General features: G+C 57.5%; 13 protein-coding genes and 1 tRNA gene. 13 read left to right on the top strand and 1 reads right to left on the bottom strand.

Annotated elements, in window-relative coordinates; genetic code table 11:
* Positions 1–43: 43 nt before the first annotated feature.
* From AWB82_RS07420 to AWB82_RS07360, 13 genes are all read left to right on the top strand, one after another.
* Positions 44–397, top strand: coding sequence for a YraN family protein (locus tag AWB82_RS07420; protein WP_086966514.1), 354 nt, complete (start codon positions 44–46; stop codon positions 395–397).
* 103 nt (positions 398–500) lie between these two features.
* On the top strand, positions 501–1088 hold the full coding sequence (locus AWB82_RS07415; protein ID WP_086966513.1) for a phosphoheptose isomerase: 588 nt from the start codon (positions 501–503) through the stop codon (positions 1086–1088).
* Positions 1089–1111: 23 nt separating this feature from the next.
* Complete coding sequence (locus AWB82_RS07410; RefSeq protein WP_086966512.1) at positions 1112–1918, top strand: BON domain-containing protein; 807 nt, start codon at positions 1112–1114, stop codon at positions 1916–1918.
* Positions 1915–2259: a c-type cytochrome gene (locus tag AWB82_RS07405; RefSeq protein ID WP_086966511.1), complete on the top strand. Its 345-nt coding sequence runs from the start codon at positions 1915–1917 to the stop codon at positions 2257–2259. Before AWB82_RS07410 ends, AWB82_RS07405 begins: the two co-directional genes overlap by 4 nt.
* Before the next feature lie 67 nt (positions 2260–2326).
* A tRNA-Ala gene (locus AWB82_RS07400) sits at positions 2327–2402 on the top strand.
* Between the two features lie 165 nt (positions 2403–2567).
* Entirely contained in the window at positions 2568–3008 is a 441-nt protein-coding gene (locus AWB82_RS07395; protein WP_086966510.1) for an Arm DNA-binding domain-containing protein, read from the top strand.
* Between the two features lie 3 nt (positions 3009–3011).
* Positions 3012–4223, top strand: coding sequence for a tyrosine-type recombinase/integrase (locus AWB82_RS07390; RefSeq protein ID WP_086966509.1), 1212 nt, complete (start codon positions 3012–3014; stop codon positions 4221–4223).
* A 415-nt stretch (positions 4224–4638) separates the two neighbouring features.
* On the top strand, positions 4639–5631 hold the full coding sequence (locus AWB82_RS07385) for a hypothetical protein (protein ID WP_086966508.1): 993 nt from the start codon (positions 4639–4641) through the stop codon (positions 5629–5631).
* 192 nt (positions 5632–5823) lie between these two features.
* A complete protein-coding gene (locus AWB82_RS07380) occupies positions 5824–6114 on the top strand; it encodes a helix-turn-helix transcriptional regulator (RefSeq protein WP_086966507.1) in 291 nt (96 codons plus the stop codon).
* Between the two features lie 12 nt (positions 6115–6126).
* Positions 6127–7278: a hypothetical protein gene (locus tag AWB82_RS07375; protein WP_086966506.1), complete on the top strand. Its 1152-nt coding sequence runs from the start codon at positions 6127–6129 to the stop codon at positions 7276–7278.
* 16 nt (positions 7279–7294) lie between these two features.
* The gene (locus tag AWB82_RS07370; protein WP_086966505.1) at positions 7295–9013 is read left to right on the top strand and encodes an AAA family ATPase; all 1719 of its coding nucleotides are present in this window, start codon (positions 7295–7297) and stop codon (positions 9011–9013) included.
* 522 nt (positions 9014–9535) lie between these two features.
* Positions 9536–10606, top strand: coding sequence for a hypothetical protein (locus AWB82_RS07365; protein ID WP_143756684.1), 1071 nt, complete (start codon positions 9536–9538; stop codon positions 10604–10606).
* A 258-nt stretch (positions 10607–10864) separates the two neighbouring features.
* A complete protein-coding gene (locus AWB82_RS07360; protein ID WP_086966503.1) occupies positions 10865–12847 on the top strand; it encodes an ATP-binding protein in 1983 nt (660 codons plus the stop codon).
* 326 nt (positions 12848–13173) lie between these two features.
* Here the strand turns inward: AWB82_RS07360 and AWB82_RS07355 are convergent, their stop codons facing one another.
* Complete coding sequence (locus tag AWB82_RS07355) at positions 13174–15588, bottom strand: RNA-directed DNA polymerase (RefSeq protein WP_235023210.1); 2415 nt, start codon at positions 15586–15588, stop codon at positions 13174–13176.
* Positions 15589–15859: the final 271 nt, after the last annotated feature.

The raw sequence follows: 15859 nt of genomic DNA, 5'->3' as shown, positions 1-15859 counted from the left end.
TGCGCGATTCGATTGGCCCGCCGACAACTTTTATGGAGAAGCCTTGTCCAAAACGCTCGGCGATGTTTTCGAGACGCACGCGCTCGCGTTTCTGCAGCGGCAGCGCATGCGCCTCGTCGCGCGCAACGTGACGTGTCGCGGCGGCGAGATCGATCTCGTGATGCTCGATGAACACGGCGCGCTCGTGTTCGTCGAGGTTCGGGCGAGAAAAAGCAGGCATTACGCCAATGCCGCCGCAAGTGTCGATGCGAAAAAGCGCGCGCGCCTCGTGCTTGCCGCGCAGTCTTTCCTGGCGACCTGGCGCGGCGCGTTGCCTGCGTGCCGCTTCGATGTCGTCGCGTTCGATGCGGGCCGCATCCATTGGCTGCCCGATGCGTTTCGCGCCGACGAAGCCTGAGCGCGGTTCATCGCATGATGCATGCGGTAAACTGCGCGACAACCGACGCTTTGAGCGTTCAAGCCCAATACCGCCGCCGGTCGCGGCCGATGATCGAGAGTCGATGTCAGTCGAACGTATTCAACAGCAATTCCGCGACAGCGCGGCACTCAAACTCGAAGCACTCGACACGCTGGCGGTTCCAATCGCGGCCGCCGTCGACACGCTCTTTGGCGCGCTCGCCAACGGCAACAAGATTCTCGTCTGCGGCAACGGCGGCTCGGCGGCCGACGCGCAACGCTTCGCCGCGCAGCTGATCGGCCGCTTCGAGCGCGAGCGCCCGGGCTTGCCGGCGATCGCGCTGACCGCCGACACGTCGATACTCACGGCCATCGGCAATGACTATGCGTTCGAGCAGATCTTCTCGAACCAGGTCCGCGCGCTTGGCCAATCGGGCGACGTGCTTCTCGCGATCAGCACGTCGGGCAACTCGGTGAACGTGCTCGCCGCGATTCAGGAGGCGCACGGGCGCGAGATGATCGTGATCGCGCTGTCGGGCAAGGGTGGCGGCGCGATGTCCGAGGTGCTCGCCGAAACCGATATCCACATCTGTGTGCCGGCCGATCGAACGGCGCGCATTCAGGAAGTCCATCTGCTGACCATTCACTGTTTGTGCGACGGCATCGATTTGATGCTGCTCGGAGACGACTGAAACTGAAAGGGGGAACGGAGTTGATGAACAAGACACGCGTCAAGGCGACGCTGGCCCAAGCCACGCTCGTGGTGAGCATGTTGTCGGGAGCCGCATTGACGTTGCAGGGCTGCGCGCTCGCGATCGTCGGCGCGGCGGCCGGCGGCACATTGATCGCCACGGATCGCCGCACGCTCGGTGCGCAGACCGAAGACCGCGAGATTCAGGTGAAGGCGATGTCGCGGATCAACGAGAACGTGCCCGATACGGCGCATGTCAACGTGACCGCGTTCAATCGGCGCGTGTTGCTGACCGGCGAAGTGCCGGACGACGCGTCGAAGGCGAAGGCTGAAGCGGTCGTGCGCGAGATCAACAACGTCGGCAGCATCGTCAACGAACTGTCGGTTCAGGGCGCGAGTTCGATCTCGTCGCGCGCGAACGACTCATACCTCGAAGGACGCGTGAAGACCGCGATGGTCGGCGAAAAGGACTTGCGCGCGAACTTTTACAAGGTGGTGTCCGAGCGCAGCGTCGTGTATCTGATGGGACTCGTCACGCCGGACGAAGGCGCGCATGGCGCGGACGTCGCCGCGCGCGTGCCGGGCGTTGAACAGGTCGTGAAGGTGTTCCAGTACATCAAGCCTGAAGAGGCGAAGGCGCTGGAAGCGGCCGCGGCATCGGATGCGAGCGCGGTCTCCGCGTCGGGCGCACCGGCTCCCGCCGAAGCGACGGTCGGCACGGTGCCTGATTCGGGCGTGACGTCGCGTCCGCTGGACACGCAGTCGCCCGCGCCCGTGAAGAATTCGGACGTGCATCCGGGCAATGCCAATCCGGCTTCGACGGTGAAATGAGCATGGTACGTTCGATTATTGGCGCGGTGATCTTCGCCGCGTCTTTCGGTGTCTCCGCTGCGGAGCAGCCCGTTTCATCCGCGAATGCGATGGCGATCGCGCGCAGCAATGCGTGCATGGGTTGCCACGCGATCGATCGCAAGCTCGTGGGGCCGTCGTTTCAGCAGGTTGCCGAGAAGTACAAGGGTGATCCGCAGGCGAGCGCGAAGCTTGAAAAGAAGGTGAAGAGCGGCGGCGCGGGCGTGTGGGGTTCGATTCCGATGCCCTCGCATCCAAAGATGAACGATGCGGATATCAAGATGGTTGTCGCGTGGATTCTGGCTGGGTCGCCGCAGAAGTGAGCGGTGCGCGGAATCGTCCGAAGGCTTGCCTGACGGCGATTTTGCTGTGGTAGAATTTTAATTCATTGGGGGGGTAGCTCAGCTGGGAGAGCGTCGCGTTCGCAATGCGAAGGTCGGGAGTTCGATCCTCCTCCTCTCCACCAAGAATACATCCAATGATGTCCAAGGAAGTCTAGAAACCCCGCAGCCGTAAAGGCTCGCGGGGTTTTTTATTTCCAGCGATGTCTAGGCGTTTCCATTGACATCTTGCCCCCAACGGGGAAAACTTCAGGGGCAACTCCAAACCTTGCCGCTGCACTATTCCCCAAATGCCTCTGACGGAATCTATCATCAATTCCACGGCCGTCGCCGCTAAGCCAAGGAAGCTATTCGACGCTGGTGGTTTGTATTTGTTCGTCTCTTCGGGCGGCGGCAAATACTGGCGACTCAAGTACCGCTTCGGCGGTAAAGAGAAAAGCCTATCGCTCGGTAGCTATCCCACCGTTACGCTTGCAGCAGCAAGGAAGCTGCGAGATGAGGCGCGGGCTTTACTTGCCGAGGGTACTAATCCGGGCGAAGCGAGGAAGCAGGAGCGTGCCACGTTGCGGGACGAAGCCGCCCGGCTGGATGCTCCAATGCGCTTTTCCATAGACAGTGATGGCGCGCTGTCGATTCGAATCGGCGCTCGCCGTATGAACCTTAGTCCATCGGAAAGCGCCGAGCTTCGCGCCTTTCTAAGCGCAACGCGTGGTGTGCCCGTCAAGGAGTGAGAAATGGCATTGACTGATGTGGGCGTTCGTAACGCAAAGCCAAAGGACAAACTCTATCGCTTGTTCGACGAGCGTGGCATGTACCTAGAGATTTCGGCTGCTGGTGGTAAATGGTGGCGTCTGAAATACAGGTTTGGGGGCAAAGAGAAGCGTCTGTCGCTCGGGGTGTATCCCGACGTGGGCTTGAAGGAAGCGCGTGATCGTCGGGACGCCGCGCGAAAGCTGCTTGCGAATGGTGTCGATCCGAGTATTGAACGAAAAGTGCAGAAAGCGGCAACAGTCGAGCGTTCCGCGAACAGTTTTGAAGCAGTAGCACGTGAGTGGTTTGCACGGCAGTCACCGGGGTGGGCAACTACCCATGCGGACAAAATTATGGGTCGGTTGGAGAAGGACGTCTTTCCATGGCTTGGTGGCCGTGCGATTGCGGAAATCAAAGCTCCTGACGTGCTCGCGGTCTTGCGGCGGGTGGAGGCCCGCGGCGCGCTCGACACCGCCCACCGCGTCCATCAGAACTGCGGCCAGGTTTTCCGATATGCCGTGGCTACGGGGCGGGCAGAGCGAGACGTCAGTGCTGATCTCCGTGGTGCGCTTCCAGCCGCTCGACACACCCATTTCGCGTCTGTCACAGAGCCGCGCGAGGTAGCCGGTCTTCTACGTGCCTTCGACGGCTTCCAGGGGACGTTCGTTGTCCAGTGTGCTTTGCGCCTGGCCCCTTTGTTTTTTGTGCGGCCCGGTGAATTGCGCACGGCAGAGTGGGCGCAATTCGACCTCGAAAAGGCACAGTGGCGTTACACGGTCTCCAAGACGAAAACCGAGCACCTAGTGCCGCTTGCAACTCAGGCTGTCGCGATCCTGCGCGAACTGGAAGCGCTCACTGGGCAACGCAAATACGTATTTCCGGGACGGGACGTTAAGAAGCCCATGAGCGGCGCAGCAATCAACGCGGCGCTGAGGCGGATGGGCTTCGATACCAAAACAGAGATTACGGGCCATGGTTTTCGAGCGATGGCGCGCACGATCCTGCACGAGCAGCTTCGTTTCCCAAGTGAAGTCATTGAACATCAGCTTGCGCACAAGGTCTCCGATGCTCTCGGGACGGCATACAACCGGACGAGGTTTATCGATGATAGGGTCGTAATGATGCAGAAGTGGGCCGACTACCTAGACAAGCTAAAGACCGGGACTGATGTGCTCCGGATCGCTACAATTTCTTGAATTGGACTAAGTCGTCAGTAGATCAAGGAGTGCTTCCGTTGTCGCCGCTGCCGGCGGGGAACCTGACTCAGTATTGGGACCTTGTTCGAGAAAGCGTACGCAATTAGCCTTTCCTTGAGCTGATCTTGTGTACGTGTCAGGACGGCATGCGGTTCACGTCTGACTGTGATGGGTTTGAGCCTCTCGCAGATATACGGAAACAGACGAAAAAATTCACGTTCGGCAAGCGCGAGAGTTCGAGAGCTGATGCGTCCCAAAGCCATTGCCATCAAGCGTTTGCGCGTTGAGCGGCTGTCTTCGTTGAAGTCGCTCTGACTCGTGCCGAGTTGATTTTCGAGTGTTCTGGGCAGCGTGACCGCGAAATCCGCGCCCGTTATACTGGATTGAGTCAACGACCCAACCTAACGGTGCATCAATGCAAGTCCCCGTCAAACTTCCATCCGATTTTCTGATCGATTATCGGGACTTTTGTAGGGCAATCGCGAAGACGGTTTGCCCGACCGGAGAAGAAGGACTCGAAGGTATCGATTGCATCGTAGGCAAACTGGTGACTTTCTACGATGCGCTGGCCGAGCCTGCAATCAACGGAGATTTGCCTCCCGGGGTGTGCTTGCAAAGCGTATTGATTTCGGAGGATGGCCGCCGCCTCGAGCAACTCATTACAGAGCATGACGGAGATGTTCAGATCAAAACACTTGGATTGTTCGAGGCTGGATACGCGCCCGATCAAGTCGTCGAAAGGACATTCCGATTTGACCTGACTGACGAGGACCGCAGTGTGCTGAGCCTCATATTACCGGACTTGCGGCGACCGCTGCGTTACCCGATTTCGGAAGGCGACGCGGCGGCTTTTATGGAAGCTTATTGCGCCATGAGCGATCGGCCCGCGTGGAAACCCGTTCTGGTCAGTGAGGCAACGGTCGAACGGCGCAAGTTGGAGCATGCCGCGGTGATGAGGCGTCATCAAAATGCACTTCAAGAGGAGCTTGTTCTTGGTCGATTGGTGCTGGTTGACGCCAATCATGTCCCAGTTGCGAGGCTTTGCATCGATAGCTTGATTCCACGCGATCAGGCGATCGCGTACTTGGAGCGAAACGGCCTCGCATATGTCGATACGGACACACGCTGCGATGAGGGAGATGAGGGCGACGTGACATCTCAAGAACGGGGGACGCCTGCGTTGCCGTCCGGCGGCAACGAGAGCGTCATCGGTAGACGAAAAGTCGCTCACCCCGAAGCGGTGTATGACTTCTGTCTAAAGAAATATAACGGCGGCTTAAAAAATTACAATATGCTTGCGTCCCGGCATTTCGGGATAACCGGCAGGCAGGTTCGAAATATCATTAATCAGATCGACGAACAGAGGGGGACACCGAGCCCTTTTCCTAAACCGATCAAAAGGTCGTAGTTCCGCCTAACCGGAATACTTCCGCCCTAGACGCCTGAGACCAGCGCCAGATAAGGGCAAACAGGAACTGTAAAAAAGCACTTGCGCGGAACAGCGCTTCCGCCCGCATTCTCCGTCACTCACGGCGCTAGCCGGAACAAGACGGACGAGGATAGACAGCTTCGTCCGTCGCAACCACTGACGGAGAAACTCATGACCAGGCAAGTGCAAGATGTCGTTCCGCGGCAATCCATTCCTCATTACGGCGGTTTGTCGGTCGACGCCACTCCCGTAGTCCGCCAGCTCGATAAGGCACTGCGCATCCTTCGCATGAAGCAACTGATTGAGCGTACCAATCTGTCGCGAGCGACTCTGTACGTGCTCATGGCGAGCGACCCGACTTTTCCGCGCAAGATCAAGCTTACGGCACGCTCGGTTGGTTTTTTGGAATCCGAGGTCGATACATGGATCGCATCGCGCGCTGAATCGCGCGATGCGTCGTGACAGGAGGGCGATATGAACGCAGTCGCCCAGGTTCAACCTCCTTCGGCCGCCCGGCCCGAAATCGGAATTCCGCCGCTTCATGTTTCTCGCGGCAAGCCATTCACGTTGCTGATGCTCCCGATGGTTGCGGCATCGTTGGCCACCACGGCGTCACTCGGTATCGCAACGTACGCGGGCTGGCAGCGTGGCGGCACGCTCGTGGAGCAAGTGATGAACGTCGCACTTGGCGCCGTGGCCGTCGTGTACGTCCATTTGTTGCCCATGCGCAGGAGCGCACTCCACGTGCCGTCGCGTGCTTTTGCATCCGCGGTATGGGGCGTCAGCCTGGTGGTCGTGCTGTACGGTCAGGTTACGTTCTTCGTGGTGTCGCAGCGGCACGCTGGCGACAAGCGCGTCGCCAGCGCGCCGGCCCTCGTCGCCCCCTCCGGCACGGACTTGCGGCCAGCCCGCACGCTCGCCGAGATCGCCCCAGACTTTGCGAAGGTCAGCGCCGAAGTGGCACGTGCGGAAGTGCGCCGCTGCGCGGTCGACTGCCAGACCCTTAAGGTTCGCAAAATGACGCTGGCGGCGCAGCTTGCGGCGCTGAAGACCGAGGCAGACGAGGCGAAGCGTCGCGAAGCCGAAGAAGACCGGCGCAATGAACGGGTTGATCGCAATGAGTCGTTACGCGCGACTCTGCGCGCTGATCCGGTCGCGTTGACGGTCGCGTCCTGGCTGGGCACGACCGAAAGCCGTCTCGAACTGATTCTAGGCGTTGCGTGTACGGTCGTGCTCGAAGGCGCTGCCATCATCGGCTGGCTGCTGGTATCGGTCGCGTCGGGTCGTACAGCCGTTCGCGTGGCAGTCGCGTGCGACCGTAAGCCGGTTGCGCAGGAACATGACGCTACCGCGCTGGAGTACGACGCCATGGTCGGCGATCGCGTAGCGCATGCCGACGACCACATTTCAGTCGCGCCGGGTCACGATGCATCCGCCGGGAAAAACGCTGGCAGTCCGGTCACGCCCCATGACGATTGGCTGCTCGAAAAAATTCATGAGGCAGTCGTGGCAGGGCGTCTCAAGCCGAAGCAGGAGACGATACGCAAGTTCCTGCGGTGTGGGCAGCCGAAAGCTGGCAGTCTGAACCGCCAGTATTTTGCCCGTTTCGGCAATGGGCATGGCTAAGGGGCGAAGGTAAAGCATGTTTCTTACACGTCGAGATCCGTCCGAAGCGGCGGACATCAATATCATTTCCACGAACCAGGTTGTTGCCGAGAATACGGAATGGCTGCTGCCAGGTTTCTTGCCAAAGAAGAAGTTGTCGTTGCTCGCCGGCACGCCGGGCGCCGGCAAGACGTCGATAGCCCTGTACTACGCGGCAACGATTTCGTCAGGCGGCACGTGGCCCGACGGCAGCCGTGCTGAACCCGGTCGGGTGTTGATGTATGTCACCGAGGACGGCGTCGCGGACACGATCAAACCGCGGCTGGCTGCGATGGGCGCTGATTTACGCAACGTTGAGGTAATTGACAATACAACCGAGATCAGCGGGCGCGGGCGCAGGTTCGACTGCCAGCGTGATCTGGGTGTGCTACAGCAAAAGCTGATTGGTAAAGGTGGCTACGCACTCGTTGTTATCGATCCCGTTACGTCGATCGTGGCAGGTAATACGAACAACAACCAGGTTGTGCGTGATGCACTGGAGTCGTTGGTGCGTTTTGCCGAGGCTGTGGGCTGCGCTGTTCTTTGCCTTACCCATGTCAGCAAGGGTTCTTCGCGGCGCTCACCGCTGGAACGCGTGATGGGCGGTCTCGCATACGGCGCCGTGCCGAGAATGGTCCTGATCGCAGCCAGAGTCAGCGGTAGGACTGAAGATGGGCTTCAACGCGGCGTTCTGGTGCGGGCAAAGACGAATATTGCTTCGACGGACGGAGGATTTGAATATCTTATTCAACCGGTCGAGGTGCAGGTCGACGGAAAAGTGATTCAGACATCGCGCATTGGCTGGTCATCTGAACTGTTGGAGGGTTCGGCCGACGAAATCCTCAAATCGGCGGCAGGTGATGCTGAGGAAATGCCGGGGGGCGAGTTAGGAAGGGCAGCCGAGTTCCTTCTGAACGTGCTCGCGAACGGTTCGATGCTGTGTTCGGAAGTTGAATCTCTAGCCGTCGCGGCTGGCATTTCGAGCACAACGCTCAAGCGGGCGCGAAAGCGTGTCGGCGTGCTGTCGAGCAAGCAAACCGGTGCCGGCCCTCACAGCCCAAGCGTCCTGTGTCTGCGTAATGCACCGGTAGGAGCGAGCGGCGTAGGCAATGTGACTGGCGGGCTACCGTTCGGTCCGGCGGCAACAAAGCCTGGCCAATGGTTCCCTGGAAGTTTTCCGGGCTATCCAGCATACGGCTCGGCGTCGAATGGCACATCGTCGCCATTTATCCATGGCGCACAGTTCGGTTTGTCTCCTGTGGCGGATGCGGGTGTTCCGTATGCCGACGCTCGCATCCAGTATCCACCGTATGTCGATAGCGCAGCGATGAGCTTCCGCGGGAGTGCCACCGGGAGTCAAGAATTCGCCGACGCGCGCGCGCAGCGTGGATCAGTCGGTCCAGTTGGTCCAGTTGGCTCAGTTGGCCCAGTTGGCCCAGTTGGCCCGGTGAAGCAACCAAAACCACCGCAGCCTGACGACAAGCCTGCCTGGGTGTCGGAAGAAAACTGGGACTGGCTGCGGCAGGGGTATCGGAAGGAATACAAGGAAACAACGCGGTTTGATCACGAGGACGAGTCCAACTTTCGAGCCCGGGTCGGTCGTGCTTTTCTCGACGCGTCGTGCTCTGAATGGGAGCGAAAGGACGAGCTCTGTAGCGCGCTCGTAGAAGACTTTAACCGCTTTTCGTACCTCGACAGCTTGAGAGCGGCTTTTTGAAGTACGTCACATTCGAAAGGGATATTCACGCAGGAGTGGTCATTGGACCACTCTCATTCGATACGGATTGGCGGATCTGGCATGTTGCGACACGAACGAACGGCTACGACGTCTCTACGTGCACCGGTAAGGTGGTGGAAAAGAGCCGTTTGTCGGGATAACTCTTAAATTTCGATATGCTAACAAACAAGGGAATCTGTTGACTAATTCTGATAAATTCACGGGGCCTTGTTGCCTTGTGAGGTGGCTGCTCACTACCTTCTCCTATATTAGGATAGTCTTTCATTAGTTATTATCTATAAAAAGTAAATATTGGCTATTTTAGGAATTCTTATCGACTATCCATAGCCAAAGCGATAGTCCCCACTACAAAGTTGCGCTAGTAGATAAAACAACAATGCGCTCAAGCGATAGCGCCATCCACCATAGCGACATCTCTTTCTTCAATTTGGAAATTGAAGATCTAAAATTATTGCCTTCATGCATAAATTGTCCAGGATAACCATCAAAAGGATAATCATCATGAAACTGAAAACGGCAATGCAATGTCTCGCACCTTCGAACCAACGACATTGGGAACCAGGCGAATACCGACAGCTTGCTCATGAACTGACATCGTTCATGGAGTGGTTGCTAAGCAATGAACAGTCGCCTCCCAATACGAGCTTTGTACGACGGTGTGATCAATGGATGGACCTGTATTGGCCGGGGTATGCGTATAGCCCAGACTGGCAGCTTTTCTTTGATTGCTTCGCACGTCACCCGCTAGGTGAGATTCGACTCACAGCAGTGAGCGCGGCACCTATGGCGATGCAACGCGATGAGTACCTTTTTAGCGACTTCGCGAACCAACTCAGGACTGCAGCGGTATTGAGCAATCTGCGAAAGCGCCTATGGGAGAGACACGATAACCTGAGGGTTCAGGCCGAGTCGATTTCAACATCGCTTCAAACGTTGCGTGCTGCGGACAAGCGTCTTTTACCGTTGCGCCTCGATCTGTTTTACGGCGAGTCAAGTGCGTTTGCGGAAGACGCCATGCCACGTCACGCCTGGGGTGCGTTTAGCAAGCAGCAAGCTGCAACACCGCATGCGTACCATCCGGTATGGGAAGTGCGCGCGCGCGTCGATATTGCGCAGGCAATTCATGACCGCGAGCGCTTCTTTGGTAACCGCATGGGGCAGGATGCCGATCTGTTCGATGGGCTGGTCGACTACATCTGCAAAACAGAAACTGGCGGCGAACATCACGCCAATCACCACCATTGCCTGCTGTTCTTCGATGCTGATCGGGTAAATGCCAGCGCGTCCGATCGAAAGGTGTATCTGGTGCAGGACCGGTGGAGCAGGGTAACGGGTGGGTGCGGGGTAGTGTTCGATTGCCGTAACCGCGGTGACGTAGAGAAATTGCGTGCCGAGGGACGATGGGCGCTTGATCCGCTTGAGCCCGGGGACGAAGTGCAGTACGCGCGCCTCGAAAGATATGTGGTCGGCTACTTTGCGAAAGACGATGGGCAGATGCTTCGAGTCAAGCCGACGGCGAAGGCACGAGCGCTGACGATGGGGCAGTACGAGCGGGCCGGCGGCATCAGGTAGTGCCGAAGCGTTTTTGTGATCGTCGGGTTTGTCGACGGGGCTTCTAGCTCGGGGGGCGTGCAGGGAGCACCATCGGCGTAGTGACTGACTTGTCTAACGAAACCTCCTACAATACGAACCAGCCAACGAGCCGATTCAGAAACCTTCGACCCAACACCGGGGACGTAGAAATTCGTAGGCCGGGTGGAATTCCACCCGGCCTACGAGCTTGCGTCAACCTCGTGCACGCGGAGCGAGGACAATACGCAGGGTGCCACCATGACCACAAACATTGACATCTCCGGTACTACAGAGATCGGCAACGAGGGCATCAAGAAACATTTCAAGAGCATCGATCCGTGGCAGCCATTGTTCGAACTCGTCTGGAACGGATTCGATGCCAAAGCTGAGGTCGTGGCGGTGGACGTCCGATTCAACAGCCTCCACGCACTGGCCGCTGTCTCCGTTCTGGATGACGGCGATGGTATTGACCCGACAACGCTGAAGCAGACTTTTGGCCGCTTCAACGACTCGCACAAGCGCGAGGATGCGGGGCAGCATGGTGCGCATGGTCGTGGTCGTCTCTCTTTTCATCGCATCTGCCGTTTCGCGACGTGGAACACAAAGTCTGCTACCGGTCAGGCACGAATTGCCATTGATGCCTTGACGATCAAGGACTACCAGGCCAGTTTTGTCTCCGAAGAAACGCAGTGTCCGGCGCTGCGACTACAAGCGAAAGGCACGTTCGTAGAACTGTCAGAGTTCTCCTGCCAGCTTCCAGTCGCGGCTGAATTGCGTGCGAAGTTCGCAGTTGAGTTCGGCTGGTTTCTTGCATTGCACCCATCGAAGAGACTGAAAGTAAATAAGCAGTCGATTCCTGTTCCGAGCCACGAAATCACGCAACAGAGCTTTACAGTCGGTTCTTGCGCGTTCGACGTACAGGTGATTCGATGGAACGAGAAGCCTAGCTCCGAAAAGTCGTACACGTATCTGCTGGATTCCTTCGGGAGAATCGTCTACAAGCAGCTCAGCGCACTCAACAACAAGGCGGGCTTTTTTACGAGCATCTATATCAGCTCCTCTTGGGCAGATGCATTTGCACCTGCTCAGGATTTGCTTCAACCGGATGCCCACACGACGAACTCTACCGAGTGGAGAAAGCTTCTGCGTCAGGTGGGTGAACTGGCGCAGTTTTTGTACGAGCGGTTTCTCCGCAAACAGGCAGCGGCGGAGGTAGAGAAATACGTTGAGGAGGGTTTGTTTCCGTCGTACGCGGAGTTGCCGCCGGAAGAACGCTCGTGGCGCTTAATCAATACGAAGGAGCTGGTCACTTCCATTTACGTTGCTGACCCTTCGGTATTCAATGCTGCCAGCAAGAAGCAGCGCAAAATCATCATCCGGCTGCTGGACCGCCTTGCCGTCTCCAACGAGAACGACTCGCTCTTTGACGTGCTCAACAGCGTGCTGGATCTGGACGAAGAGTCGGTGAAATCGCTCGCCGATCAACTCAAGCAGACAACGCTTGAGAACATAATTGCGACTATCGAAATTCTTCAACGCCGGCAGGCCGCGGCGTCGAAGCTTCGGGCGCTTATGAACGATCACTACCGCGATGTTCTGGAAACGCCGGATCTGCAAAAGATCATCGAGAACAATACGTGGCTGTTTGGACCCGGCTATGAGACGCTTGGCGCCGAGGAGGATACATTTACAAAGATCGCCAGAGAGCTGCGCAACAAGATCCCGCAGATCAACAATATCGGCGCGGAGGATGTCGATGACGAGGTCGCCGACATCGCGGGTGCGCAACGTCAGACAGATCTCTTTCTCGCGCGTCGTATTCCTACGATCGCTCCCAACGGCCAGCAGGTTTATCGCTGCGTGATCATCGAAATCAAGCGTCCGGGCATCGCGCTTAACATCAAGCATCTGCGCCAGCTCGATGACTACGCGACGATAATCAAGAAGCATCCCGAATTCGGAAGTGAAAGGATGCACTTCGAATTGATCCTGATCGGCCGGAAAATATCGGCGGCTGATACAGAGATAGAGAGCCGCATGCGTGGACAAATTGCTCGAGGCGAACTGGGGCTAGTAAGTGATGACCCTCGGATGAAGCGCTACGTGTTGAACTGGTACACCCTCCTTGATTCGTTCGAACTTGCCAACACATTCCTTCTGGAGCAACTGAGGTTCCGGCGCGACTCTTTTAACCAGTCAACCAAGGATCAGCTTGTCGAGGAGTTGCAGGTAGCGCAGTAGCCAAGGCGGCCGTCTTGGACACGCCGAAGCTGCATAGTACGGGCGCGGCCTAACAAGATGCTGGCCGCAGCAAGAGGTACTGCTCTTGAAGACTCGTCTACCTTTCGACTGCATTAGACTGTCCCGAACCGGATGCACCGTAGCCGGACAAGGCCTATCCCTTTCTGCCCCTGATCTCTAACGTGGGGCTGACGCCCGCCGTGTAGCGGGATCGCCGCGCTCAATGCGCAACGCGCCTATGCCTCGGCGCCAGTCGAGTTCGAAGACCTACCACAGATGATAAGCGCGAGAACTGCCATCCCAATCGTCCGTCGCGTAGTCTTCGGCTACTTACGGTACTTCGACATTACGTATCCAATTGGTACCGGCTTAAACTGAGGCTTCTTGGTCCTTCGTCGCTGCTCGGCGCGGAGGTCATGGTAGTCAATCTCGCCGAGCACGTAGTAGTCGCTCACGCCACCCTTGACTTGTACCACGTCGCGCGCATAGTCTTGGCTCGCAGGCGACCTGATACGACTGTCGCCATACTTGCGATTGTTCGCTTGTATCACGAAGGCGTGCAGGTCGTTGGCTGCGGATTCAACAAGCGAGGCGAAGGTTTTTGTGTCGGGATTCCATTCGAGTGCAAACAGGGCGTCGATCTTTCCACGCAATTCCGTTCTGTGTGAAATGTTGGTTAGGTCACTGCAAATCAGCACGGAGAAGAAGAAGCCTCGATGGCCGTATACAGTAGGCTTGGCATGCAGCCCTATTGGCTTATACAACATGTTTGATTTGCCCAGCAGCTTCTTCAATTCAAGCCGCTCGCCGTGAGCCGGTTCGAACTTGGGCTGCAAGGTTACGACGCTGCTCGCATAACCTGGCCAGAATGTCGTAAGCGACACGAGGCAGTCGTTTCTAAGCTTCTTTGTCGCTCTATCTCGATGGTATTCAACTCCAGTGAGCAACGATACGCCGTTGGTCGCGAGCTTGCGAGCGGCTCGGAGCGCCCATCGCAACGGAACGCTCAACTCCGGCATGACGATGTAGTCGGGGCGCATTGGCTCCTTCAGTATGCGGTTGATAAGGCCATTGAATGCGACGTAGCGGCGCGCGGAGCGATCATGCTTGTTCTTCGCCGCGGCAGTCCACTGTTCCTGCGTAGTCTCCCGGCTAGTGACAGCAATACGCACGCGGTCCCTAGGCCTGCCGCCGGCGAAGAAGTAAGAGATCGGCAAATCCTCATTCGGAGCGAATCCCAGTCGCTGTCTGGATGCAACCTCTGCGCCCCTCAAAAAACCTATCACGTTGCGAAACAGACTGTGGTCGGACAAAACAGCTGGCGCCACCAGTCCGATCTCATCGATGCGAAGTGGCCGTGTTGGGAAAGCCAAGCCCGGCCAGTGCGGAATCTTGAGATCGGTTGCATTTAGCCTGAACCGACGTATTGCCCCAAGTCTGAGCTGGCGACGAACCTCCATCTCTCGTGGGACCTTCGGTCCCTTCTCATCGGTGTGCTGATCTTGAAACCAGTACTCCTTGTAAGGGCGGCGCCCCCAGTCCGCAAGCAGGACCTGCATTACCAAGACCTGAAGTGACTCAACGCTCGACGGTACCCTCAAAGTTGAACTGAGGGTCTTCAGTTTTCTCAACACGCCAAGGTAACCTGGGGTCAAGCGAACCGATCTGATGGTTGCGGCCTGGAGACCAGCTTGCAGCATGGCCGACGCGTACTGTTGCAGGCAAAGCTCGAATGCCGTCTTCCTGCCTGGCTCACCAAGCGTTGTGGTCTCCACGAGCAGAGCACCGATCGCTGAAACCTCCGTGATCAGATCCTTGGCCTCTTTGATGTCGCCACAGCTAAGCATCAAGCCGAACACTCTTGGGATGTAGCCGAAGAATTCGAAAAATCCCGTCGGGGTGACGATGTGCCGAGTAACTAACCCATAGAACTCGTCGCGAATTGACCGCCAAGAGCTGGGGCGCAGGTCTGCGGCATAGGTCTCGATATCACCAAGGAGCAGCGAGAACCCGAGCCGGCGTACTGATACGACATCAGCTTTACGCAGCGCGTCCGCCTGCAGGGCCGCATTCGGCGTGGCCAACAGCGCTCGCGAGGCCATCGCGATCCCGGAAGACGGGACCGCTGGTAACAGGCGATACTCACTTGATTGTTGTCGTATCTGATCGCGAATATGATGCACGAGGTCGGCGCCGTGCGCGGACGAAAGAGCAAAGATCTTTTGTTTCGACCCGGCAAAAATGAGCTCCGAGTCTTTGGCATAGGGAAGGTGCAGTGTCAGCGAGTCCGGACCTCCGTCATTCTTCTTCACTTTGACGATCGGTGCCAGCGCTGTAGCGATTCTTCCGGTGACGCGCTGTGCACCAAGATCAGCCCCATCAGCGTTAAAGACTAGAAATATGTCGTCGACATACCTGCCGTAGTAGACGGGAGCAAGCTTCTCGACGATCGCTCTGTCGAACTCAGTTAAAAGCACATTTGCAATGATCTTTGACGCAGACAGCCCGACCGGAACGGCGCCCTCGGGGCGGATTTGGAAGTCCGGCGTTGCCTCGTACCAAGTAGCCATCGCAGTCAATAGTCGCTCGGTAAACTGACGCTCTTGCCGAGTCAAGGTAAGGCCGATAGAGGATAAGAACGACGGCCGCAGAAGAAATCGCGGTGATACGCGGTGATAGAACCGCTCAATATCCATCGTAATCGCAAGAGTACTCTTGCCGCTCTCCAAAGCCGTTTCCATGGCCGATAAACCACCTTCCCGCCATTCTCGATAGGCGGAGAAATACGGTGCAAAGAGGCCTGGTGTTGCGAGATTTACGCACGGAGCATTAGTCCGCTCATCCTTCGGCGTCGCATACGTTCGACGCAGCCGATTGCCGAACGACGTTTTGCGATCGAGCGAAGCATCGAACAAATGTCCAACAAATAAAATCCGCCTCTTTTGAATTCAGAGTGGGTGTTTGTGCGGGTCAAGGGCGGGCGGGAGCCCGGCGCAGCGAACCCTTGAGGCG

This window comes from Caballeronia glebae (assembly GCF_001545035.1).
GTDB classification, from domain to species: Bacteria; Pseudomonadota; Gammaproteobacteria; order Burkholderiales; family Burkholderiaceae; genus Caballeronia; species Caballeronia glebae.
The sequence above is the reverse complement of the archived record's forward strand: the minus strand, read 5'-3'. Positions and strand labels throughout refer to the sequence as shown.